Origin of the sequence: Tardiphaga sp. 285_C5_N1_2 (assembly GCF_052076065.1) — a bacterium.
Classification (GTDB): Bacteria; Pseudomonadota; Alphaproteobacteria; order Rhizobiales; family Xanthobacteraceae; genus Tardiphaga; species Tardiphaga robiniae.
The window spans coordinates 5,461,992-5,485,522 of sequence record NZ_CP197241.1 but is presented as its reverse complement, the minus strand read 5'-3'; the positions used below and the strand labels follow the sequence as shown (position 1 = coordinate 5,485,522).

22 protein-coding genes and 1 riboswitch are annotated in these 23,531 nt (G+C 62.2%); of the genes, 15 read left to right on the top strand and 7 right to left on the bottom strand.

The window, feature by feature from the left end; genetic code table 11:
- The first annotated feature begins 8 nt into the window (after positions 1-8).
- The 7 genes from AB7951_RS25980 (at position 9) to phoB (ending at position 7,128) form a co-directional block, all read left to right on the top strand.
- Entirely contained in the window at positions 9-1,325 is a 1,317-nt protein-coding gene (locus tag AB7951_RS25980) for an ATP-binding protein (protein ID WP_089266759.1), read from the top strand.
- Positions 1,326-1,764: 439 nt separating this feature from the next.
- The gene (pstS, locus tag AB7951_RS25975) at positions 1,765-2,775 is read left to right on the top strand and encodes a phosphate ABC transporter substrate-binding protein PstS (protein ID WP_120287914.1); all 1,011 of its coding nucleotides are present in this window, start codon (positions 1,765-1,767) and stop codon (positions 2,773-2,775) included.
- A 153-nt stretch (positions 2,776-2,928) separates the two neighbouring features.
- Positions 2,929-3,918, top strand: coding sequence for a phosphate ABC transporter permease subunit PstC (gene pstC, locus AB7951_RS25970; RefSeq protein WP_175369635.1), 990 nt, complete (start codon positions 2,929-2,931; stop codon positions 3,916-3,918).
- 1 nt (position 3,919) lies between these two features.
- Positions 3,920-4,765, top strand: coding sequence for a phosphate ABC transporter permease PstA (pstA, locus tag AB7951_RS25965; RefSeq protein ID WP_120287916.1), 846 nt, complete (start codon positions 3,920-3,922; stop codon positions 4,763-4,765).
- Complete coding sequence (pstB, locus tag AB7951_RS25960; RefSeq protein WP_068737599.1) at positions 4,762-5,589, top strand: phosphate ABC transporter ATP-binding protein PstB; 828 nt, start codon at positions 4,762-4,764, stop codon at positions 5,587-5,589. Before pstA ends, pstB begins: the two co-directional genes overlap by 4 nt.
- 28 nt (positions 5,590-5,617) lie before the next feature.
- The gene (gene phoU, locus AB7951_RS25955) at positions 5,618-6,331 is read left to right on the top strand and encodes a phosphate signaling complex protein PhoU (RefSeq protein ID WP_089266763.1); all 714 of its coding nucleotides are present in this window, start codon (positions 5,618-5,620) and stop codon (positions 6,329-6,331) included.
- A 92-nt stretch (positions 6,332-6,423) separates the two neighbouring features.
- Positions 6,424-7,128 carry a phosphate regulon transcriptional regulator PhoB gene (phoB, locus tag AB7951_RS25950; protein WP_068737970.1) on the top strand — a complete coding sequence of 235 codons (705 nt, stop codon included), beginning with the start codon at positions 6,424-6,426 and terminating at the stop codon, positions 7,126-7,128.
- A 102-nt stretch (positions 7,129-7,230) separates the two neighbouring features.
- On the opposite strand, the gene AB7951_RS25945 is transcribed toward phoB, so the two are convergent.
- Positions 7,231-7,740 (bottom strand): GcrA family cell cycle regulator, encoded by a 510-nt coding sequence (locus tag AB7951_RS25945; RefSeq protein WP_068737968.1) that lies wholly within the window; start codon positions 7,738-7,740, stop codon positions 7,231-7,233.
- A gap of 446 nt (positions 7,741-8,186) precedes the next feature.
- Here AB7951_RS25945 and AB7951_RS25940 point away from each other — a divergent pair, with 446 nt between their 5' ends.
- A complete protein-coding gene (locus AB7951_RS25940) occupies positions 8,187-9,425 on the top strand; it encodes an aspartate aminotransferase family protein (RefSeq protein ID WP_120287917.1) in 1,239 nt (412 codons plus the stop codon).
- Complete coding sequence (gene argF, locus AB7951_RS25935; protein WP_120287918.1) at positions 9,425-10,363, top strand: ornithine carbamoyltransferase; 939 nt, start codon at positions 9,425-9,427, stop codon at positions 10,361-10,363. Before AB7951_RS25940 ends, argF begins: the two co-directional genes overlap by 1 nt.
- A gap of 7 nt (positions 10,364-10,370) precedes the next feature.
- Here argF and AB7951_RS25930 read toward each other — a convergent pair whose 3' ends face one another.
- Positions 10,371-11,180: an aminoglycoside phosphotransferase family protein gene (locus tag AB7951_RS25930; RefSeq protein WP_120287919.1), complete on the bottom strand. Its 810-nt coding sequence runs from the start codon at positions 11,178-11,180 to the stop codon at positions 10,371-10,373.
- Between the two features lie 129 nt (positions 11,181-11,309).
- Here AB7951_RS25930 and AB7951_RS25925 point away from each other — a divergent pair, with 129 nt between their 5' ends.
- Positions 11,310-12,308: an Hsp33 family molecular chaperone gene (locus tag AB7951_RS25925; RefSeq protein WP_120287920.1), complete on the top strand. Its 999-nt coding sequence runs from the start codon at positions 11,310-11,312 to the stop codon at positions 12,306-12,308.
- A gap of 972 nt (positions 12,309-13,280) precedes the next feature.
- Here AB7951_RS25925 and apaG read toward each other — a convergent pair.
- Positions 13,281-13,673 (bottom strand): Co2+/Mg2+ efflux protein ApaG, encoded by a 393-nt coding sequence (apaG, locus tag AB7951_RS25920; protein ID WP_089266768.1) that lies wholly within the window; start codon positions 13,671-13,673, stop codon positions 13,281-13,283.
- A 242-nt stretch (positions 13,674-13,915) separates the two neighbouring features.
- On the opposite strand from apaG, the gene AB7951_RS25915 reads away from it, so the two are divergent.
- From AB7951_RS25915 to AB7951_RS25905, 3 genes are read left to right on the top strand one after another with little or no spacing between them, the layout of a single operon-like run.
- Entirely contained in the window at positions 13,916-15,172 is a 1,257-nt protein-coding gene (locus AB7951_RS25915; RefSeq protein WP_089266769.1) for an OpgC domain-containing protein, read from the top strand.
- Positions 15,169-15,927 carry an SGNH/GDSL hydrolase family protein gene (locus AB7951_RS25910; RefSeq protein WP_089266770.1) on the top strand — a complete coding sequence of 253 codons (759 nt, stop codon included), beginning with the start codon at positions 15,169-15,171 and terminating at the stop codon, positions 15,925-15,927. Before AB7951_RS25915 ends, AB7951_RS25910 begins: the two co-directional genes overlap by 4 nt.
- Positions 15,927-16,898, top strand: a complete 972-nt coding sequence (locus AB7951_RS25905; protein ID WP_120287921.1) for an SGNH/GDSL hydrolase family protein — start codon at positions 15,927-15,929, stop codon at positions 16,896-16,898. The genes AB7951_RS25910 and AB7951_RS25905 overlap by 1 nt, the downstream gene beginning before the upstream one ends.
- 155 nt (positions 16,899-17,053) lie before the next feature.
- On the opposite strand, the gene AB7951_RS25900 is transcribed toward AB7951_RS25905, so the two are convergent.
- On the bottom strand, positions 17,054-18,235 hold the full coding sequence (locus AB7951_RS25900) for an O-succinylhomoserine sulfhydrylase (RefSeq protein WP_120287922.1): 1,182 nt from the start codon (positions 18,233-18,235) through the stop codon (positions 17,054-17,056).
- Between the two features lie 83 nt (positions 18,236-18,318).
- Positions 18,319-18,398, bottom strand: a riboswitch (SAM riboswitch).
- 107 nt (positions 18,399-18,505) lie between these two features.
- Between AB7951_RS25900 and AB7951_RS25895 the strand changes: the two genes are divergently transcribed.
- A complete protein-coding gene (locus tag AB7951_RS25895) occupies positions 18,506-19,612 on the top strand; it encodes a 2'-deoxycytidine 5'-triphosphate deaminase (RefSeq protein ID WP_068737579.1) in 1,107 nt (368 codons plus the stop codon).
- A gap of 100 nt (positions 19,613-19,712) precedes the next feature.
- On the opposite strand, the gene AB7951_RS25890 is transcribed toward AB7951_RS25895, so the two are convergent.
- Entirely contained in the window at positions 19,713-20,375 is a 663-nt protein-coding gene (locus tag AB7951_RS25890; RefSeq protein WP_120287923.1) for an outer membrane beta-barrel protein, read from the bottom strand.
- A 219-nt stretch (positions 20,376-20,594) separates the two neighbouring features.
- Positions 20,595-21,488 carry a LysR family transcriptional regulator gene (locus AB7951_RS25885; RefSeq protein WP_120287924.1) on the bottom strand — a complete coding sequence of 298 codons (894 nt, stop codon included), beginning with the start codon at positions 21,486-21,488 and terminating at the stop codon, positions 20,595-20,597.
- A gap of 139 nt (positions 21,489-21,627) precedes the next feature.
- Between AB7951_RS25885 and AB7951_RS25880 the strand changes: the two genes are divergently transcribed.
- Positions 21,628-22,620 carry an aldo/keto reductase gene (locus tag AB7951_RS25880; RefSeq protein ID WP_120287925.1) on the top strand — a complete coding sequence of 331 codons (993 nt, stop codon included), beginning with the start codon at positions 21,628-21,630 and terminating at the stop codon, positions 22,618-22,620.
- An 18-nt stretch (positions 22,621-22,638) separates the two neighbouring features.
- On the opposite strand, the gene AB7951_RS25875 is transcribed toward AB7951_RS25880, so the two are convergent.
- Positions 22,639-23,493, bottom strand: coding sequence for an NAD-dependent epimerase/dehydratase family protein (locus AB7951_RS25875; protein WP_441256087.1), 855 nt, complete (start codon positions 23,491-23,493; stop codon positions 22,639-22,641).
- Between the last annotated feature and the right edge of the window lie 38 nt (positions 23,494-23,531).

The following is a 23,531-nucleotide window of genomic DNA, read 5'->3' as shown; positions in this document are numbered from 1 at the left end:
CGGTTCAGATGGCCATTGAAGCTTCTCCATCGACCATGTTTTCGCCGTGGCCGGACCGGCTGCGGCATTCGGCGATCATCCTGCTGGCCGCCGGCCTGGCGCTGGCCGCATTGGTGTTTTTCGGCGAGCTGTCGCCTGTGCGCGCGGGCATCGTGTTCGTCTGCATCGCCGGCGCGGCGCTGGTGCCGTGGCGGCTGCATGACGTGGTGACGGCGCGCGACGAGGCGCTGGCCGCCAATCCTGTCGAGGCGCCTGCGGTGCGCGCCATCATTGCCGGCATTCCCGATCCCGCCGTGCTGCTCGACCGTGCCGGCCGCGTCATCCATCTCAATGCCGCAGCGGCGCAGCTCGCGCCGGCACTCCGCAAGAACGAACTGGCGCAATTCGCGCTGCGCTCGCCGGAGATCATCACCGCCTTGCGCGAGTCCATCGCCACCACCGAGCCGCGCCGCGCGACTTATCTCGACCACGTTCCCGTCGATCGCTGGATGGAATTGATGATCACGCCGGTGCCGGTTCCGACCGCCTTTGGCGGCACCGACACCTGCATGCTGATGACGTTCCACGACCAGACGCCGCTGCGCCGTGTCGAGGAAATGCGTGCCGACTTCGTCGCCAATGCCAGCCACGAGCTGCGCACGCCGCTGGCGGCGCTGTCCGGCTTCATTGACACGTTGCAGGGACCGGCCAAGGACGACGCCAAGGCGCGCGAGCGCTTTCTCGGCATCATGCACGCGCAGGCGACCCGCATGGCACGGCTGATCGATGATCTGCTGTCGCTGTCGCGCGTCGAACTGTCGGCGCATGTGCGGCCAGATACGCTGGTCGATATTCTCCCCATCATCCGCCAAGTCGGCGACGGGCTGGAGCCGCTGGCCAATGAGCGCAACGTCAGGATCGAAATGGCGCTGCCGGAGACGCCGGTGTCCATCGCTGGCGATCGCGAGGAATTGCTTCGGCTGTTCGAGAACCTGATCGAGAACGCGCTGAAATACGGCGCGTCCGGTGGCAAGGTGGACGTATCGTTGACCACGGAGTCGACTTCGGAGGGTGTGCCGGAAATCCGCGTCGCCGTGCGGGACTATGGCCCGGGCATCGCCCCCGAGCATCTGCCGCGCCTGACTGAGCGTTTCTACCGGGTCGATGTCGGCGACAGCCGCGCACAGGGCGGTACGGGCCTCGGCCTCTCGCTGGTGAAGCACATCCTGAACCGGCACCGCGGCCGGCTGCTGATCGAAAGCGTGCCGAAGAACGGCGCGACTTTTACCGCCGCCTTTCCGCAGGTGAAGACGCCGCCGGCGCCTCCTACCTCCGCGGCGTCCTGACGCCTTAAACTCCCTTCGTTCTCCTGCGCCCGTCAGGGCCGCCCTCGGGCGGTCGGGCATCGCTGCGCTTCGCTCAGACAGTCAAAAAAGCCCTGGCGGATGGTGCGGCATTGCGTCCGATCCCCCTCAATATCGTGCCCGCCGCTGTCATTCGCGCGCATGCACGCGAGGCCGGATTCCGCGTGCTGAAACATATTGTTAACCCCTGTGACGGCGGATTTTGACGGCCTGGCATGACCCTTATGGCAGGGCATTTTCGCTGTCATTTGCACGGTAAAATTATCCGCGGAGGCAGAAAAACAAAGCATTTACAGATGTTTGACGTCGTCATCCAAGTGTCACGGAACTATCATAAAAGCACAATCGACCACCCCTAAACGGGCGGCGTGAGCACAACTGGCGCATCCGGCGCGGTCGCTCACGAGATTGGAGACATCCCATGAAATTCCTCAAAGCGATCGTCGCTGCCGGCCTCGTCGCCGCCTCGACCTCGGCATTTGCCGCCGACATCACGGGTGCCGGCGCAACCTTCCCGTTCCCGGTCTATTCGAAGTGGGCCGACGCCTACAAGAAAGAGACTGGCAATGGTTTGAACTACCAGTCGATCGGTTCGGGCGCCGGCATCAAGCAGATCCAGGCCAAGACCGTGACCTTCGGCGCCACCGACGCGCCGCTCAAGGCTGAGCAGCTCGAGAAGGACGGCCTGGTTCAGTGGCCGATGGTGATGGGCGCGATCGTTCCCGTCGTGAATCTCGAAGGCATTGCCTCGGGCGAGCTGGTTCTCTCCGGCGAAGTGCTCGGCGACATCTATCTCGGCAAGGTCACCAAGTGGGACGACGCTGCCATCGCCAAGCTGAACCCGAAGCTGAAGCTGCCGTCGGCTGCCATCACCGTCGTTCGTCGTTCGGACGGTTCGGGCACCACCTTCAACTTCACCGACTATCTGTCGAAGGCCTCGGCTGACTGGAAGACCAAGGTCGGCACCGGTACCGCCGTCGAGTGGCCGGTTGGCGTCGGCGCCAAGGGCAACGAAGGCGTTGCCGGCAACGTCGGTCAGACCAAGAACGCCATCGGTTACGTTGAATATGCTTACGCCAAGCAGAACAAGCTGACCTATGCCGGTCTGATTAACAAGGCTGGCAAGACCGTGCAGCCGACCATCGCTGCCTTCCAGGCCGCTGCGTCGAATGCCGATTGGGCCAAGGCTCCCGGCTATTACGTGATCCTCACCGACCAGCCGGGCGACGCGTCCTGGCCGATCACTGCCGCGACCTTCATCCTGATGCATAAGACTCCGGTCGATAAGGCTGCATCGGCTGAAGCCGTGAAGTTCTTCAAGTGGTCGTTCGAAAAGGGCGGCAAGATGGCTGAAGAGCTCGACTACATTCCGATGCCGGAACCCGTCGTCAAGCTGATCGAAAAGACCTGGTCGGCTGACATCAAGAGCTGATCGTGTGTGGGAGCGGAGGAGAGGGGCATCTCTCCTCCGCTTCATTCTCTCAAGTCCGATTTGAGCTCTCTAAAGACATCACGCCCTGATCGACCCGCGCGGGGCGCAGCGTTTCAGGTATAGTAACAATCACAGGGGACTGGCGTGGCAGACATGGCCGTACAGAGCTCATCGATGGAAGCAGCCGGGCCTTATGACCGCGCAAAGGCTTTGAGCGCCTTCAAGTTCGGGGATCAGGCGTTCTACTGGATCACGCGCATTTGCGCGATGTCCGTCCTGCTTATCCTCGGTGGCATCATTCTCTCCCTGATTGCCGGCGCCTGGCCGGCGATGAAGGAATTCGGTTTTGCGTTCCTGTGGACGCAGCGCTGGGCGCCATCCGCTGATCCGCCGGTGCTCGGTGCCGTCGGTCCGATCTATGGCACGCTGATCACCTCGGTGATCGCGATGGCTATCGCCATCCCGGTCGGTCTCGGCATCGCGATCTTCCTCACCGAACTGTGCCCGAACTGGCTACGCCGCCCGATCGGCATGGCGGTTGAGCTTCTCGCTGGTATTCCCTCAATCATCTACGGCATGTGGGGCTTCTTCGTGCTCGGCCCGTTCCTGGCCAATCACGTGCAGCCGTTCATGATCAATGCCTTCGAAGGCGTGCCGGTGCTCGGCGTGATTTTCGCCGGCCCGCCGTCCTATCTCTCGCTGTTCAACGCGTCGCTGATCCTCGCCATCATGGTGCTGCCCTTCATTACCTCGATCTCGGTCGACGTGTTCAAGACGGTGCCGCCGGTGCTCAAGGAAGCCGCTTACGGCGTCGGTTGCACCACCTGGGAAGTCGTCCGCAACGTCGTCATCCCCTACACCCGCGTCGGTGTCATCGGCGGCGTCATGCTGGCACTTGGCCGAGCGCTCGGTGAAACGATGGCGGTGACCTTCATCATCGGCAACTCGTTCCGCATCACAGGCTCGATCTTTGGCCCGGGCACAACGATCTCGGCGGCGATCGCCAGCGAGTTCGCGGAGAGTGACGGTCTGCATCAATCGGGCCTGATCCTGCTCGGTCTCCTGCTGTTCGTACTGACATTCTTCGTGCTCTCGGCAGCGCGTTTGATGCTGCTGCGTCTGGAAAAGAAGGCGGGCAACTAACATGAACCCGATTTACGCATCCCGCCGTCGCCACGATACGATCATCCGTCTGCTTTGCGTCGGTGCCGCTCTCTTTGGCGTTACCTGGCTCGCGCTGATCCTGTTCACGCTGTTCTACAACGGTCTCGCGGGCATCAGCCTGCAGATATTCACCCAGAACACGCCGCCGCCCGGCTCCATGGAAGGCGGCCTGCTCAATGCCATCGTCGGTTCGGTCATGATGACCGTCATCGGCGTCGGCATCGGCGCGCCGCTCGGCCTGTTTGCCGGCACCTATCTCGCGGAATACGGCAAGCACGACAAACTCACCTCGGTGATCCGCTTCATCAACGACGTGTTGTTGTCGGCCCCGTCCATCATCATCGGCCTGTTCGTTTATGGCGCGGTGGTGATTCCGATGGGCGGCTTCTCGGCTCTCGCCGGCTCGCTCGCGCTCGCCGTGATCGTGATCCCCGTCGTCGTCCGCACCACCGAGGACATGCTCGGCCTGGTGCCCAATCCGTTGCGTGAAGCGGCCTCGGCGCTTGGCCTGCCGCGCTCCCTGGTCATCAAGCGGATTGCCTATCGTGCAGCCCGTTCCGGTCTCATCACCGGCGTGCTGCTGGCGACCGCACGTGTCGCTGGCGAAACGGCGCCGCTGCTGTTCACCGCGCTGAGCAATCAGTTCTTCAGCCTCGATCTCACCAAGACGATGGCCAACCTGCCGGTGACCATCAACAACTTCGTGCAGAGCCCCTACGAGTACTGGAAGCAGCTCGCCTGGAGCGGTGCCCTGATCATCACCTTGACCGTACTTGCCCTTAACATTGGCGCGCGCATTCTCGGCGCCGAGAGGACAGCAAAATGAGTGAGCTTTCTGTGTCGTCTGGCGTTCCTTCCGTCTCGATGCCGCCGCCGTCGGCCCTGCAGGGCGAGACCCGTCCCAAGGTCACCGTGCGCGACCTGAACTTCTACTATGGCGAACACCACGCTCTGAAGAAGATCAACCTGACGCTGATGGCGAACCGCGTGACTGCGTTCATCGGCCCGTCGGGCTGCGGCAAGTCCACGCTGCTGCGCATCTTCAACCGCATGTATGATCTGTATCCCGGCCAGCGCGCCGAAGGTCAGCTCATGCTCGACAACCAGAACATTCTGGATCCGAAGCTGGACCTCAACCTGCTGCGCGCCCGCGTCGGCATGGTGTTCCAGAAGCCGACTCCGTTCCCGATGACGATCTACGAAAACATCGCCTTCGGTATCCGCCTCTATGAAAAGATCTCCAAGTCGGAGATGGACATCCGCGTCGAGAGGGCGCTGCGCGGCGGTGCACTCTGGAACGAGGTCAAGGACAAGCTCAACGCGTCGGGCCTCAGCCTGTCGGGCGGTCAGCAGCAGCGCCTGTGCATCGCGCGCACCATCGCGGTGCGGCCGGAAGTGATCCTGTTCGACGAGCCGTGCTCGGCGCTGGATCCGATCTCGACCGCGAAGATCGAGGAGCTGATCGACGAGTTGAAGGATCAATATACGATCGCGATCGTGACCCATAACATGCAGCAGGCTGCCCGCGTCTCCGACAGCACAGCCTTCATGTATCTCGGCGAGTTGATCGAGTTCGATCAGACCAACAAGATCTTCACGTCGCCGACCGATCGCCGCACCCAGGATTACATCACCGGCCGCTTCGGCTGACGCGACATATTCGCGGGAGGAATTTGAGATGGCTTTTGAACACACCACCAAGGCTTTCGACGACGATCTGCAGGAGCTGACCCGTCTCGTCGCCGAGATGGGTGGCCTCGCGGAACGGCAGATCGTCGAATCCGTCGATGCGCTGATCCGCCGGGACGTCGCGCTCGGTGCGCGCGTTGTCGCCACCGACTCCGAGATCGACCAGTTGCAGCGCACGATCGAGGAGCGCGCCGTGCTGACCATCGCCAAGCGCCAGCCGATGGCTGTCGATTTGCGCGAGATCGTCGGCGCGCTGCGCGTCGCCACCGATCTGGAACGCATCGGCGATCTCTCCAAGAATATCGGCAAGCGCGTCAATGCACTCGACAGCGACTTCCATCCGCTGAAGCTGATCCGCGGCCTCGAACACATGACCGACCTCGTGACCACCCAGGTCAAGGCCGTGCTCGACGCCTATGCCGCACATGATCTGCCCGCCGCGATGACGGTGTGGAAGGGCGACGAGGAAATCGACGCGATCTGCACCTCGCTATTCCGCGAACTCCTGACCTATATGATGGAAGACCCGCGTAACATTTCGTTCTGTATCCACCTGATGTTCTGCGCCAAGAACATCGAGCGGATCGGTGACCATGCCACCAATATTGCGGAAACCGTGTTCTACATGATCGAGGGCCAGCAGATCCTCGACAAGCGCCCGAAGGGCGACATGACCACATTCGCGAATACGCCGACGGTCTGAAGCATGATCCGGAAAAGTGGAAGCCAGTCTTCCGCAAGGATCATGATTTAAAGACTTGTCGGACGTCACTGAGGGTATTGATCAAGATGGCTGTGAATGCACGCATTCTGGTTGTGGAAGATGAAGAGGCACTAACGACGCTGCTTCGCTACAACCTCGACGCCGAAGGCTATGATGTTGAAACCGTCGCTCGCGGCGACGATGCCGATACCCGCTTGAAGGAGCGGGTGCCGGATCTCGTGGTGCTCGACTGGATGCTGCCGGGCCTGTCCGGCATCGAACTGTGCCGCCGCCTGCGCGCACGGCCCGAAACCAAGGCATTGCCGATCATCATGCTGACGGCGCGCGGCGAAGAGAGCGAGCGCGTTCGCGGTCTCGCCACCGGTGCCGACGATTACATCGTCAAGCCGTTCTCCGTGCCGGAGCTCCTGGCCCGCGTGAAGGGCCTGCTCCGTCGTGCAGCTCCCGAGCGTCTCGCCACCGTCCTGGCGTTTGGCGACATCGAACTCGACCGCGACAAGCGCCGCGTCGTGCGCTCAAGCCGTCCGATCGATCTCGGTCCGACCGAATATCGCCTGCTGGAGTTCTTCCTGGAACATCCGGGCCGCGTGTTCAGCCGCGAACAGTTGCTCGACAGCGTCTGGGGCCGCGACATCTATATCGACGAGCGCACCGTCGACGTGCATATCGGCCGCCTGCGCAAGCTGCTCAACCCCGCCGGTGAGCCCGATCCGATCCGCACCGTGCGCGGCGCCGGCTACGCGCTGGATGACCGCTTCGACAAGGCGGCGGAGTAGGTATCTTCCTTCTCCCCGCAAGCGGGGCGAGGTTAGAAGCCCCAAACAAAAAATGCCCGGCTCATCACCGGGCATTTTCATTTGGTTTAGATATCTTCCAGCTCAGCGCGTCGGCTTCGGCACCGCGCGGCGGCGGTCACTGGCCGGCTGATAGGCGATGCGCGAGTGATGCGCGCAATAGGGGGCACCGGCCAGGGCCTTGCCGCCGCAGAAGTAGAAGTCTGCGCTCGACGGATCGCCGATCGGCCAATGGCAGGTGGCTTCGTTGAGTTCGACCAGCGACAGGCGCTGGCTGATCGGCACGATGTTGTCATAGGCGATCGGGTCGGGCTCGGCCTCGATCTCGTAATTATGGGCCAGCGCGGTATTGCCGCGTGCCATCGGGCGGGCGACGCGTACCATCTGCTGCGCCGGGCGCGCCTTGCGCTGCCGCGGAGCTGCCGAGGAGGGGCTCTTGGCACGGCCGGACAGGCCAAGGCGGTGAACCTTGCCGATCACGGCGTTGCGGGTCACGTTACCGAGTTCCGCAGCGATCTGGCTGGCGGAAAGGCCGCCTTCCCAGAGTTTCTTCAACTGTTCGACGCGATCGTCGGTCCATGTCATTACCGTCATCGCCGTTTTCCCTTCGTGAGCGCCGGCCTGACCGGGCAGCGCTGCGAGTTGAGACTTCAAAAATCCCTGCGGTCAGAATCCTTTAGCGCTCACCGGGCGCGAATTTCGCGTCCGGCTGTTACGCCGCACTGGATGTGTCAAAAGGATCTACCGCCGCACGAGATGTCGTATCCGACGAGGCAAAAGCTACAATATGCCGTGACTCGCGCGCAAGAGTCGGGCATGCCGCGTCCACATGCTTCTGCAAATAAAGCTGCAAAATCGGCTTTTTCTGCGACTCCGTGTGACTCGAAAGCCGCAGTGCGCGGTTGACAGTCTTCACAGCACACATAGAATAATGCCCACGTGCCGCCCGAGAAGGGCGGCACGTTTCGTTTCTAGGGTCCGTTGTTCGATTTCGCACAGTTGTCATCGACGCGGCCGCAGTCTTTTCGATCGGATCGGTTATGACCAGCAACGCAACGTCTTCGCCCCTCTCTCAGGCTCACTTGCTGCCTGTTTTCGCGCGTGCGGATGTCGCTTTCGAGCGCGGTGAAGGCGCGTGGCTGATTGGAACCGATGGCGAGCGCTATCTCGATTTCACCAGCGGCGTTGCCGTGAACGCACTTGGCCATGCGCACCCACATATGGTCGCCGCGTTGCAGGAGCAGGCCACCAAGCTCTGGCACATGTCGAACCTGTTCAAGAGCCCGGACGGCGAGCGCCTCGCCGCGCGGCTGTGCGAACAAAGCTTTGCCGACTTCGTGTTCTTCGCCAATTCGGGTGCGGAAGCGATGGAATGCGCGATCAAGGTGACCCGCCACTATCATTTCTCCAAGGGCCATCCCGAGCGCACCCGCATCATCACCTTTGAAGGCGCGTTCCATGGCCGGACCCTCGGCACGCTCGCCGCGACCGGCGCCGCCAAATATCTCGAAGGCTACGGCACGCCGCTCGACGGCTTCGACCAGTTGCCGCTCGGCGATATCGAAGCCGTGAAGAAGGCGATCGGCCCGAACACCGCCGGCATTCTCATCGAGCCGCTGCAGGGTGAGGGCGGCGTGCGTGCGCCGAGCAACGCGTTCTTCGGCGCGCTGCGCGAACTCTGCGACAAGAACGGCATTCTGCTGATCTTCGACGAAGTGCAGACCGGCATGGGCCGCACCGGCGAGTTGTTCGCCTATCAGCGCATCGGCGTGACGCCTGATGTGATGTCGCTCGCCAAGGCGCTCGGCGGCGGCTTCCCGATCGGCGCGTGCCTCGTCACGGCGGAAGCGGCTGAAGGCATGGCGCCCGGCTCCCACGGCTCGACCTTCGGCGGCAATCCGCTGGCGGTGGCCGCGGCGAATTCCGTGCTCGATATCATGCTGAAGCCCGGCTTCTTCGACCACGTGAAGAAGATGTCGCTGCTGCTGAAACAGAAACTCGCAGGCGTGGTCGACGGCCACCCTGACGTGCTCAGCGAAGTGCGCGGCGAAGGTCTTCTCATCGGCCTCAAGGCTGTCGTGCCGGCTGGTGATCTCGTGGCCGCATTGCGTGACGCGAAGCTGCTGACCGTCGGCGCCGGCGACAATGTCGTGCGCTTCCTGCCGCCGCTGATCGTCAGCGAGTCCGAGATCGAGCAGGCCGTGCAGCGGCTGGAACAGGCTTGCGTGGCCCTCAGCTCATCCGCCAAGGCATCTGCAAAGACGCAGGGAGCCGCGTGATGAGCAAGTCACCGCGGCACTTTCTTGATCTCACGGCCGTGCCGGCCAGTGAGTTGCGCAATATCATGAACGCGGCTGCCGCCATGAAGGCGAAGCTGAAAGGGCGGGATGGCTCGAATGCCGAGCCCGATCGTCCGCTCAAGAACAAGACGCTGGCGATGATCTTCGAAAAGCCCTCGACGCGCACCCGCGTGTCGTTCGAGGTCGGCATGCGCCAGCTCGGCGGCGAAGTCGTCATGCTCACCGGCGCCGAAATGCAGCTCGGTCGCGGCGAGACCATTGCCGACACCGCGCGCGTGCTGTCGCGCTTCGTCGACATCATCATGATCCGCATCCTCAATCATGACTCGCTGATGGAACTCGCGGAGAATGCGACGGTGCCGGTCATCAATGGCCTGACGCGGTTCTCGCATCCCTGCCAGGTGATGGCGGATGTCATGACCTATGAGGAACATCGCGGCCCGATCAAGGGACGCACCGTGGCCTGGACCGGCGACGACAACAATGTGCTGATGTCCTGGGCGCATGCGGCCGAGCGCTTCCAGTTCAAACTCAATATCGCGACACCGCCGCAGCTATCGCCGAAGAAGCCGTTCAAGGACTGGGTCAAGGCGGCAAACGCGCCGATCACCTTCAGCGACGATCCCGATGCGATGGTGAAGGGCGTCGATTGCGTCGTCACCGACACCTGGGTGTCGATGGGCGACAAGGACGGCGAGACCCGCCACAACCTGCTCAAGCCCTATCAGGTCAATCCGCGCCTGATGTCACTGGCCAAGCCCGATGCGCTGTTCATGCATTGCCTGCCGGCGCATCGCGGCGAGGAGGTCACCGACGAGGTGATCGACGGTCCGCAGTCGGTGGTGTTCGACGAGGCCGAAAACCGTCTGCATGCGCAGAAGGGCATTCTGGCCTGGTGCCTCAACGCGGTGGCGTGAGGCGCGATCAGCGATCGAGTTCTGTCGCGGCCAGCTCGGCCACCTGAAAGTCGATGCTCGCCGGATCGTCGTCGCCGAGGAACCATGCGGCCGAGAGGCCGGTCCATGCCAGGACCCATTGCAGTAAGCGATAGCGATCGAGTTTGGCCGCGTCGCTGACGACCTCGACACGCCGCTGGAAACGGCCTGGCAAGGTCGAGACCGGGCGCGTGGGATCCGAGAGATCCGGGTTGGTGAAAATGTTGGCGAAGTCGAAGCCGCGCTCGCCGATGATGTGCTTCGGATCGATGGCAAGCCAACCACGCTCCCCGAAGTCCAGCACATTGTCATGGTGGAGGTCGCCGTGCAGCACGGTCACCTCGCGGGGGTCGTCCAGCAAAGCGTTGGCCGTTTCGGAACAGCGACGTAACAGGCCGCCATGGGTCGCTGCGGCCGGTGCGAGTTCGCGAAACCAATGCTGCAGCGGTACCAGCGGAGGCGGCGATTTTTGCCTTGGCCGGTGCAACCGCGCCGCCACGGCGCACAGGATGCGCGAGGCTTCGTCGTCCTGTCCACCACGCGCCATGTCGGAGAGCCAGGCCGGGCCTTGCGCGCGTTCCATCAGCAACGCGTCGTCATGGCGGGCGAGAACCCGTGCGGCACCGTCGCCGTCCCACCATTCCAGTACCGCGCTGCCGGCGCGTTCGTCCTCGCCCTTGGCCAGTTTCAGCATCGCCGGCTGGCCCCGATGCAGGACTGGCAGCAAATATCCGGCGTGGGAGGTAATGGCCGTGCCGTTCGGGACGAGGTGCCATCGCCTAAGGTAGGTTTCAAACATCGTTCGCTTATACTTGGTAGATATTTCATCCGAGCGGGGGCAAATCGTCGCCGGATGCCTTGTATTCGTTCGGACATTTGCCCCTTTGCGGGGTTTCGATTTCAGCTCCTCGCCCTTACATAGAGCGCCATGACCCCATCAAATCCAAATCTCCAGCCCGACGCCCCCATTCGCGCGCCGTCCTCCGTTCCGGTCGATGACGCGGTGCTGCCCTTCGAGGTTGCCCCGCTCGATCTGCGCGGGCGGCTGACGCGGCTTGGCCCGGCGCTCGACGAGCTGCTCGCCAAGCATGATTATCCCGCGCCGGTGGCCAAGCTGCTCGGCGAGGCCATCGTGCTGACCACGCTGCTCGGCTCCTCGCTGAAATTCGACGGCCGCTTCATCCTGCAGACCCAGACCGATGGTCCGGTGTCGCTGATGATCGTCGACTTCCGCGCGCCGGATAAAATGCGCGCCTATGCGCGGTTCGATGCCGAGCGCCTTTTGCCCGGTCTCGGCACCGCGGCGCTGCTCGGCAAGGGCCATCTGGCGATGACCGTCGATCAGGGGGCGGATATGAGCCGCTATCAGGGGCTCGTCGCGCTTGACGGCGGTACGCTGGAAGATGCCGCACATGAATACTTCCTGCGCTCCGAACAGATTCCGACCAAGGTGCGCCTCGCCGTCGGCGAGGAATGGCGCAGCGGCGAGGAAGGTGGCCCGACACATCGCTGGCGCGCCGGTGGCATGCTGCTGCAGTTCCTGCCAAAGGCGCCGGAGCGCGTGCAGCGCGACCTCCATGCCGGCGATGCGCCGGAGGGCGCGAAGGTGGATGCTGTGCCGGAAGATGACGCCTGGGTCGAGGGCCAGTCGCTGATTGGCACCGTCGAGGATGTGGAGCTGATCGATCCCGATCTGTCCGGCGAGCGGCTGCTGTATCGCCTGTTCCACGAGCGCGGCGTCCGCGTCTTCGCCTCATCGCCGCTGCGCGCGGAGTGTTCCTGCTCGCGCGATGCCGTGTCCGGCATGCTCAAGAGCTTCGAGCCGCAGGACCGCGCCGACATGGTCAAGGACGACAAGGTCGTCGTGACCTGCGAGTTCTGTTCGTCGGTGTATGAGTTCACACCGCAGGAAGCGGGCGTGGAATAGGCATTCGCCCGCGTCACGCCCCGCTGTCATTCCCCGGCACACCAATTGGTATGGAGGGAGTCTCGATCCACACTCGTCATTCCGGGGCGCACGAAAGCGGCGAAGCCGCTGAAGTGCGAACTCGGAATCCCAGAGTGTTTTGCACTGACTAGAGACTCCCATGCTGAGATTCCGGGTTCGCGTCCGGCAAGTGCCGGGCGCGCCCCGGAATGACAGTTGGAGGCGAGGAGGCATCCTCAAATATTTTTTCCTATCTCCCGTTGACAACATCCCTATCAGGTTTATATTCTCCTCCGTCCTGCCCCACCGAGAGGGGCGATCGCGATCGTCACGTTCGCGGGGCTGGATGCGGTGGACGCCGGAGATGCGGCGTTACGCGGTTTGGGGGTGACGTCTGTCTTCGGGCAGGACGGATCTGCGCCAGCACTGCCACTGGCAAGGAGACGGCCGACCTTGGGATGGACAGAGCCCTGGACAGTGTGACGGACGACCAAATCGAAACGCGTTCGGCCAAGTGCTTTGCGGCTACCCTGTCCCTCCGCCCTGGGACATTAATTTTGGTGATGGGACCGTTCGCCATGGCAGATGTGCAGGCAACCGAAAAAACACCGCATGCGGAACGTCGGGCACTTGCTCGGCGCCTCCGAAAGTCCTGATGCACTCACAATTGCGGAAGACCGCATCGTATCAGGCCCAAGGGTGCAACGGGCACCTGGCGTTCCGCACGCCCTCTCACAGGGGGCAGGGAATGCAGCAGACGACGGCGCCCCCGCGCCGCAAACAATGGGGGCGATGACGCATGTCTGAAGGGCTGTGGCTGTTTGACAGTTGAATCTGCGATGAGGCCGTAGGATGGGTAGAGCGCAGGCGCATCTTGCGCCGGAGCGAAACCCATCACCCACATCAACATACGGTGGTGATGATGGGTTTCGCGAAGACGCTCTACCCATCCTACATTTCTACGGCGGTCGCCTAATTCAGCACGCGTTTCCCGTCCGGTCCGTCCAGCGAAAACAGCGGCACGTCGATCTCGAACGGCTCGCCGGTATCGGTCACCATCTGATAGGTGCCTTCCATGAAGCCGGACGTTGTCGGCAGCGGCACGCGCGATGTGTATTCGAAGCGTTCGCCGGGGCCGAGCACGGGCTGCTCGCCGACGACGCCTTCGCCGCGCACTTCCTGCATGCGGCCGGACGCATCGGTGATGATCCAGTGCCGGGTCTTCAACTGCACGGTCTCTTTGCCGGCATTGGTGATGACGACCGTATAGGACCAGAAGAACTGTCGCTTCTCCTGCGACGAGCTTTCAGGCATGAAATTCGGTTCGACGGTGACTTCGATCTGTCGTGTTATGGCGCGGTACATGGCGGTGTCATCGTTCAAAATGCGTCGCAAGCATAGCGAAAAACACGTTACCGGCCAAATCCAGGGAAAATCGGCGTGGAGTGCTGCGCGGAACGGCGGCAACCCATCGCGGTTTCAACATAGTTACCGCATAATCGATCCCTGATTTGGCTATGACGTGACGGATCGCCCCATGCAGATGGCCTGCGTGGTGTGGGGCGGTCGATTTTCATCATGCGACGATTTCCGTTGAGCGGTGCTGAATGACCTCTGTTGCCGACCCGATTGCCGGCCATCCCCACGCAGATGCGTCCTCCCACGTGTCCGCGTCGCGCGCCTCGACGCGTGCCGATGCCGTGTCGTTTCCCGTCGCAGGCACCGAACGCGAATTGCGCCTCGATCTGTTTCGCGGGCTGGCGCTGTGGCTGATCTTCATCGATCACCTGCCGCCGAATATCCTGACCTGGCTGACGATCCGTAATTACGGTTTCAGCGACGCCACCGAGATCTTCATCTTCATCTCCGGCTATACCGCCGCTTTCGTCTATGGCCGCGCGATGCAGGAGCAGGGCACGCTGGTTGCCAGCGCGCGCATCTTCAAGCGGGTCTGGCAGATCTATGTCGCCCACGTCTTCCTGTTCACGATCTTCCTCGCGGAAATCTCCTATGTTGCGACGCGGTTCGAGAACCCGCTTTATTCCGAGGAAATGGGGATTCTCGATTTTCTCAAACAGCCTGACGTGACCATCGTTCAGGCGCTGTTGCTGAAATTTCGCCCGGTAAACATGGACGTGTTGCCGCTCTATATCGTCCTCATGCTGTTCCTGCCGCCGATCCTCTGGCTGATGCGCCGCCGCGCCGATCTCACGCTGGCGCTGTCGGTCGGTCTTTATGCGCTGACCTGGGAATTCGACCTGCATCTGACGGCCTATCCGAATGGCGTCTGGGCCTTCAATCCGTTCGCCTGGCAATTGCTGTTCGTGTTCGGTGCCTGGTGCGCGCTGGGCGGCGCCGTCAGGATGTCGCGGATACTGTCATCCAACATCACGCTCTGGCTCTGCGTGGCCTATCTTCTGGCGGCGTTCTGGGTGACGCTGACCTGGTACATTCCGCAGATCCACCATCTGCTGCCGAAGGTCATCGAGCAGTGGATGTATCCCATCAACAAGACCGATCTCGACGTGCTGCGCTTCGCCCACTTCCTGGCGCTGGCGGCGCTCACGGTCCGTTTCCTGCCCAAGGAGTGGCCGGGGCTGAAATCGGTCTGGCTGCGGCCGATGGTGCTGTGCGGCCAGCACTCGCTCGAAATCTTCTGTATCGGGGTGTTCCTGGCCTTTGCCGGCCATTTCGTGCTGGCTGAGGTCGCCGGCGGAGCCGGCATGCATGCCTTGATCAGCTTCCTCGGCATAGTTGTTATGTCAACCGCCGCCTGGGTGTTTTCGTGGTACAAGGGCGTCACTGTCAAAGGCGGATCCCGCGCCAAACGATCCGACGCGGATCTCGCAGGAGGGGAAGCATGAAGGCCGTTCTGCGGCTCACGATGCTGGCTGGCCTGCTGGTGGCGGCTCCTGTCCGGGCCGAACCGCCCGCGCATACCTGTGAGGTTCCCGCCTACCTCCTGACCTCCGAAAGCACCCTGCCCAAGGTCGAGGCTGCGGCGAAACCGGGCGGAAAGCTCGATATTCTGGTCATTGGCAGCCGATCCTCGGTGATCGGGGTCTCAGACCACTCCGCAGCCTATCCGAACCGCCTACAGGCCTATCTGAAGGAGAAGCTACCGGGCGTCGAGGTGAACGTGGCACTGGAGCTGCAGGTCAAGAAGACAGCCGAGGAAATGGCCCCGACCCTGGAACAGCTGGTGACGGACAAGAAGCCGAACCTGGTGATCTGGCAGACCGGAACCGTGGATGCCATGAAACAGGCCGACGCCGACGACTTCCGGAACGCCCTGGATGAGGGTGTTGCCGCCATGCAAAAGGCCGGAACTGACGTCATTTTAATGAATCTGCAGTACAGTCCGCGCACGGAGACGATGATTTCCGGCTCCGCCTACCTAGATAATATGCGTGTGGTGGCGCAGCAGCACGACGTCCCGCTGTTCGACCGTTTCGCCATCATGCGGCACTGGAATGAGAGCGGCGATTTCGACCTGTTCAGCGCGTCGCCCGGCATGGAGCTGGCGAAGCGGGTGCATGATTGTCTCGGCCGGGCGCTTTCGACCTTTGTCGTCGATGCGGCCAAGATCAAAGCAGCGGATTTGAGGATTCAGCGTTAATGAGTTTCGTCGGCCATCTGTCTCGCTTTGCTGTCGTCGCTGCCTTTGCTGCCTCTACGACGCTCGCACTCCCGATCTCATCGTCCATCGCGCACGCCGAAGCGGCGCAGGCCGCCCCGGCCGACGGCAAGGGCGCCGACCAGGGCGTTGCGGCGAATGATCCCGCGGACGCCGCGAAGAGGGGCGTCGCTGCGAAAGCCATCGACAGGGTCAAGGAAGTCGCCAAGACCGCGACCGATATCTTGAGCCGCGTCCCCTGCCGCACACCGAAAGGCGGCATGAAGGCGATGGGCGCGCTGCCGCATGTGGCCAGCAAACTCGTTGCCGGCAAGCCCGTGGTCATCGTTGCGTTCGGCTCGTCCTCCACCGAAGGCTACGGTTCGACAGCGCCGGAATTCACCTATCCGAACCGCCTTGCCGCGCAGCTGCATCGTGCTTACCCGTCGGCCAATATCACCGTGCTCAACCGCGGCAAGGGCGGCGAAGATGCGCCGGAAATGATGGCGCGGCTGCAGAGCGAAGTGATCAATTCGAAGCCTGATCTCGTGATCTGGCAAGTCGGCACCAATGCGGTGCTGCGCAATCTCGATCCCGGCGAAACCAGCAAGATGGTGGAAGACGGCGTGGCCCGCATTCAGGCTGCAGGCGCCGATCTGGTGCTGGTGGATCCGCAATATTCGCCGCTGGTGAATACGCGGCCGGAAGGTACCAGCAAGATGGTCTCGCTGCTGCACAAGGTGGCCGAACTGCGCAAGGTCGGCATCTTCCCGCGCTTCGAAGTGATGAAGGAATGGCACGAAGGCCAGCAGATGTCGTTCGACAGCTTCGTCATTGCCGACGGCCTGCATATGAATGACTGGGGCTATGCCTGCTTCGCGCAGTTGCTCGGCGACAACATCATCAAGTCGGTCGGCCAGGTGAAGCTCGGCATCAACGAGCCGCAGATTCAGCAGGCGCAGAAGCCGCTGTAAGTTCGAAGAGGGGCGAATGCCTCTCAGCCGTCATTGCGAGCCCGCGAAATTCGCCTTCGGCGATTTTCGCTGAGCGAAGCAATCCAGTCTTGCTTGAAAGAAAGTCTGGATTGCTTCGTCGCAAGTGCTCCTCGCAATGACGATGGAGAGATTGGCTACGCCTTCGCCAGTGCCGCTTCGAGATCCTCGATCAGATCGTCACGATGCTCGAGGCCCGCCGAGAAGCGGATGAAGCCTTCGGTGATCCCGAGTTCGAGCCGCGCCTCCAGCGGCAGACGCTGATGCGTCGTTGTCGCCGGATGCGTGACCAGGCTCTTGGCGTCGCCGAGATTGTTGGAGATGCGGGCGACTTTCAGCTCGTTGAGGACGCGGAATGCAGCTGCCTTGCCGCCCTTCACCTCGAAGCCGATCAGCGTCGATCCCGCACGCATCTGCTTCTTCACCGTTGCCGCCTGCGGATGATCCTCGCGGCCCGGATAGATCAGCCGCGAAATCTTCGGATGCTGCGCCAGCACGTCTGCGATGGCAGCCGCGGTCTGCGTCTGCCGTTCGACACGGATCGCCAGCGTCTCCAGTCCCTTCACCAGCGTCCACGCATTGAACGGCGAGATCGAGGGCCCGGTCTGGCGCAGATAGTTGTGAATATGCTCGTCGATGAAGTCCTTCGACGACAGGATGATGCCGCCGAGACAGCGTCCCTGACCGTCGATGTGCTTGGTTGCCGAATACACGACAACATCCGCACCGAGCGCCAGCGGGCTCTGCCAGAGCGGCGTCGCGAACACGTTATCGACGATCAGCCGCGCACCGCCGGCATGGGCGATGTCAGCGATGGCTGATATGTCGAGCACGTCGAGCGTCGGATTGGTCGGACTTTCCAGGAACAGCGACTTGGTGTTCGGGCGCATCGCCTTCTGCCACTGGTCGAGGTCGAGTCCATCGACAAGCGTGAATTCGATGCCGTAGCGCGGCAGCAGCTCTTCGATGACGTAGCGACAGGAGCCGAACAGCGCCTTGGCGGCGACGACGTGATCGCCCATGCGCAGCGGCGCGAGAATGGCGGTGGTCACGGCGGCCATGCCGGTGGCCGTCGAGCGTGCAGCCTCCGCACCTTCGAGGTCGATCATGCGGCTCTCGAACATCGACGTATTCGGATTCGAAAAGCGCGAATAGATGAAACCGGGATCTTCGCCCTTGAACCGCGCCTCGCAGGCTTCTGCGGTCTCGTAGATGAAGCCCTGCGTGAGGAAGAGGGCTTCGGACGTCTCGTTGAATTGCGAGCGCAGCGCGCCGGAATGAACGAGCCGGGTTTCGGGGCGATAGGACTTCGTAGACATGTGACCTCCAACGTACCCGCGTAACACGGGCACAAAAAAACCGGCCTGGACGGACGTCCTCAGGCCGGGATCGCATGCTGGAAGGACATGTGTCCCCGGCCTGTTTAGCGACTTATTTTACGTGGCTGCAAGCCGGCCGGCTCAAATCACCACGGGATAACGATGTGCATATTCCCGCTTGCCCTTTTCGTCAAGGCGGGGCTGAGATAACCGATAAAGTCGCTATTTTTCAGTGTATTCTCGCTGAAGGACGACCGAAGGACGAGACCTGTGCCGTTTACGCTTGCCCCCGATGCCGATGGAATTCTGCCCGACCGCATGATTGCGGCGATGGCCGATGCCGGCCTGATCCTGCCGGAATATCCCTTCGTCGAGAGCCAGATCCAGCCTGCCAGCCTCGATCTGCGGCTCGGCTCCATCGCCTATCGCGTGCGCGCCAGCTTCCTGCCGGGGCCGAATTCGACGGTCGCCGAACGCATCGACGAGTTGAAGCTGCACGAGATCGACCTGTCCGATGGCGCGGTGCTGGAAACCAACTGCGTCTACATCGTGCCGCTGATAGAAAGCCTGGCGCTGCCGCCGAACATCTTCGCGGCTGCCAATCCGAAGAGCTCCACGGGACGCCTCGATGTGTTCACGCGGGTGATTGCTGATGGCACCAGACGGTTCGATGTGATCGGTGCGGGCTATCACGGGCCGCTTTATGCCGAAATCAGCCCGAAGACATTCCCGGTATTGCTGCGCGAAGGCTCGCGCCTGTCGCAGGTCCGTTTTCGCGTCGGCGATGCGGTGCTCGATACCGAAGCGCTGGAAGAGCTGCATGCACAGGAGCCGCTGGTCGACAGCGACACTGCCGACCTCAACAACGGCCTCGCGCTGTCTGTCGATCTCTCCGGCGAGAATGCCTCGGGCTTCGTCGGCTACCGCGCCAAGCGTCATACCGGCGTGGTCGATATCGATCGTCGCGGTGGCTACAGCGTCAATGAATTCTGGGAGCCGATCTCGGCGCGCAAGGACGGCACGTTGATCCTCGATCCCGGCGAGTTCTACATTCTCGCCTCCAAGGAAGCCGTGCAGGTGCCGCCGGACTACGCCGCCGAAATGGTGCCGTTCGATCCGCTGGTCGGCGAATTCCGCGTCCACTATGCCGGCTTCTTCGATCCCGGCTTCGGTCATGATGGCGCCGGCGGCAAGGGCTCGCGCGCCGTGCTGGAAGTGCGCTCGCGCGAAGTTCCGTTCATTCTCGAACACGGCCAGATCGTTGGCCGTCTCGTCTATGAGCGCATGCTGGATCGTCCGGATGCCCTCTACGGCCAGCGTATCGGCTCGAATTATCAGGGCCAGAGCCTGAAGCTGTCGAAGCACTTCAAAGTCTGATCGCTCACCGCCGGTCATCGTAGCCGGGAAAGAAAAAAGGCCCGCATTGCTGCGGGCCTAAGTTTTTTCTGGAGACGAAGTAGACGATAGATCGTCAGGTTTACTGAACGAAGCCTGCGCCGAAGTTGCCCAGGTTGAAGCGGTAGTTCAGGCCGGCCTTGATCGTGTGCTCGTCGTTCTTGAAACCACCAACGGCGAGGGTCGGCGTGATGAAGTTGACGTTGCCGAAGTCGTAATACTGGTATTCGACCTTGCCCGACCAGTTCTGGGTGAACAGATATTCGAGGCCGCCACCAACCGTGTAGCCATCGCGGCCACCATCGCCGGCAAAGCCGTTGGTGAAGCGCGAATCAGCCCAGGCGTAACCGCCCTTCACGTAGAGCAGTGCTGGACCCCAGGTGTAACCAACACGACCGGTGACCGAACCGAGGCCGCGATTGTCGAAGTTGCTGCTGGTGGAGAGGAAGCTGTAATTGGCTTCGAGACCGAACACCCAGTTCGGGGCGAACTGGTAGTCGTAACCACCCTGCACACCGCCCATGAACGTGCCGTCATTGCTGCCGCCGAGCAGGTTGTTGTCGTTGCCCGGGAACGCGCCGCCGATGTGACCGCCGATGTAGAAACCGGTCCAGTTGTAGATCGGAGTAGCCGGAGCATAGGCCGGAGCCTTGGTGTAAGGGCGCGCAGCCAGGTCAGCAGCGGACGCCGGAGCGGCCAAAGCGACGAGGGCCAGAGCAGCGGTAGACAGTAGAAGCTTCTTCATCAGGTGTTCCTTCTCAATCCCGACGGGGGATGACGAAAGGCAACCTAGACTATTGCGCAGTGATTGCTGTCACACGCGTGCAACAGCGCCTCAAACGAAAAAGGCAGCTTTGGCGACCACGTCGCGCTTAGGACACAGCATTGCCCAAATTGATTCAGGAACTTTTCACAATGTGCGATTTCGTTTCAATCACGTTCGCTGGAACACGACAACCGTTGATCAGCCACGGTAACGCAACGCTTCAACCAGCGCCGCGAATGCGGATGTCGGTTGTCGGCGGCTCGGATAATAAAGGTGATAACCCGAGAACGGTTGGCACCAATCGTCAAGCACTTGAACAAGCCGGCCTGAGGCAATGTGATCGCGCACGCGATCCTCCGGCAAATAGGCCAGCCCCAGTCCGTTCAGCACCGCCTTGTGGCGCAGTGACATGTTGTTGAACACGATCTGGCCATCGACGCGCACTTTCAAGGCGCGCCCGCGCTTCTCGAACTCCCACGCATAGAGGCCGCCCATGGTCGGCAGACGGATATTGATGCAGTCATGCGCGGTGAGATCTTGCGGTCGTTTCGGCGGCGGTCGTTTGGCGAAATAGGACGGTGCGCCGACCACGACCATGCGAAAGTCCGGTCCGATACGGACGGCGATCATGTCTTTTGCGACCTGTTCGCCCAGGCGAACGCCCGCGTCGTAGCGTTCCGCAACGATATCGATGAGGCCGTAATCGACGACGAGTTCGGCCTTGATGTCGGGATAGCGCGGCAGCAGCTTGGCAAGCGCAGGCCAGATGATCGTTTCGGCGGAATGCTCACCGGTGGTGATGCGGATGGTGCCGGCCGGCTTCTCGCGCAGCTCCGTGACCGCCGCGAGTTCGGCGTCGATCTCTTCCAGCTTCGGACCGATGGTCCGGATCAGGCGTTCGCCAGCCTCGGTTGGTGCCACGCTGCGGGTCGTTCGGGTGAGGAGCCGCAGTCCAAGCCGCTCCTCAAGACCGCGAATGGTGTGGCTGAGCGCGGATTGCGAGACGCCGAGTTTGGCGGCTGCACGCGTGAAGCTCGCCTCCTTCGCGACGGCAAAGAAGGCGAGGAGGTCGTCGATTGTCTGGCGGGCCATTCATGAATCCGGCTGATAAGTGCGTGCAGATTATATCATCTAGTCTCATGGGCGCACGATCTCCAGATGTCGCATGTCGGCGGCAAAATCCCACCAGCGCGGGAGCCGCTCATTGGCCGGATGGCACAGGAGATCTGACATGAAGACACGCATACTCGGACGCAATGGACTGGACGTCTCGGCCATCGGGCTCGGCTGTATGGGGATGAGCTTCGGCTACGGGCCTCCGGCCGACACAACGGAAATGACCGCACTGATCCGCGCGGCGGTCGAACGCGGCGTCACGTTCTTCGATACCGCCGAAGTCTATGGCCCGTTCACCAATGAAGAACTCGTCGGCGCGGCGCTCGCGCCGCTCCGCGATCAGGTCGTCATCGCCACCAAATTCGGCTTCAGGCTCGATCCCGCCACCGGTCAGCAGGTCGGTCTCGACAGCCGCCCCGCGCATATTCGTGAGGTCGCCGAAGCATCGCTCACGCGCTTGAAGATCGATGCCATCGATCTGTTCTACCAGCACCGCGTCGATCCCTACGTGCCGATCGAGGATGTCGCCGGTGCGGTGAAGGATCTGATCAATGAGGGCAAGGTCAGGCATTTCGGCCTGTCCGAGCCGGGCGTGACGACAATTCGCCGCGCCCATGCCGTGCAGCCGATTACTGCGATCCAGAGCGAGTATTCGTTATGGACGCGCAGTCCCGAAAAGGAAGTGCTGCCGACGCTCGAAGAACTCGGGATTGGCTTTGTCCCCTACAGCCCGCTCGGCAAGGGCTTCCTCACGGGTGCCATGAACGAGAACACGACGCTCGACAGCGGAGACTTCCGCAATATCCTCCCGCGCTTCACGCCCGAAGCGCGCAAGGCAAATCAGGCCCTTGTCGATCTGCTTGGCGAGATCGCCGGACGGAAGCAGGCGACGCCCGCGCAGATCGCGCTGGCATGGCTGCTGGCCAAGAAGCCGTGGATCGTGCCGATCCCGGGCACCACGAAACTGCATCGGCTTGAGGAAAATCTCGGTGCAGCAGACGTTGAGCTGACAGCCGACGATCTGCGGGATATCGAGAGCGCTGCTGCGAAGATCACCGTTCAGGGCAACCGATATCCGGACAGGTTGGAAGCGATGACGGGGCGATAGCCCGAAAGTCACGGCTGCTTAGGTCTCGCGCCGCTGCCACAGCGCCGTGAGGCCTTCGCGATAGGTCGGAAACGCGAGCTTCACGCCAAGCTCGCGTTTCAACCGTGCATTCGAGATGCGATTGTTGCTGGCATAGAAGCTGCGCGCCATCGCGCTCATCTCGGCGGTTGCGAAGTCCTGCTCGGGGGGCGGCGCAATTCCCATCAGTGCTGCGGCATAGGTGACGACGTCCTGCGGCGGCGCCGGCTCGTCGTCGCAGAGATTGAAGATGCCGGTCTGCGCGTGATCGAATGCTGCGGCGACAGATGTTGCGATGTCGTCCACATGGATGCGGTTGAACACCTGGCCCGGCTTGACGATGCGATGGGCCTTGCCGGTTTTGAGATTCTCCAGCGCATTGCGGCCGGGACCGTAGATGCCGGCGATGCGCAGGATCGTCGTGCGATCGCCGGCCAGAGCGCGCCAGCCCGTTTCGGCATCGATGCGTGCCTTGCGCCGGCCCTCGCCGTGAACCGGGGCAGTTTCGTCGATCCAGGCGCCCTGATGATCGCCGTAAACCCCGACGCTGGAGAGATAAACGATACGCCGGAAGCCGCTGGCGGCGATCCGCGCACCGAAGGCTTGCAACACGGGATCGCCATCCGCGCCGGGCGGGATCGAGACCAGCAGCAGATCGGCATCTGCGAGACGATCGGCAATGCCGGGATCGGCGACGTCCGGGTTGACGACGAGCGTCTCGATATCGCGAGCTGGTGCCAAGGCCGCCGATTTGCCGGCTGTGCGGACGGTGCCGGCAATCCCGGTGAACTGACCGCCATACTGCGCGAGGAACCAGTTTGCGCTGTAGCCGAGCCCGAAGACGAAAAGACGCACGGTGATCCTATTTCTGCATGAATTCGGGCGCGCCGGCC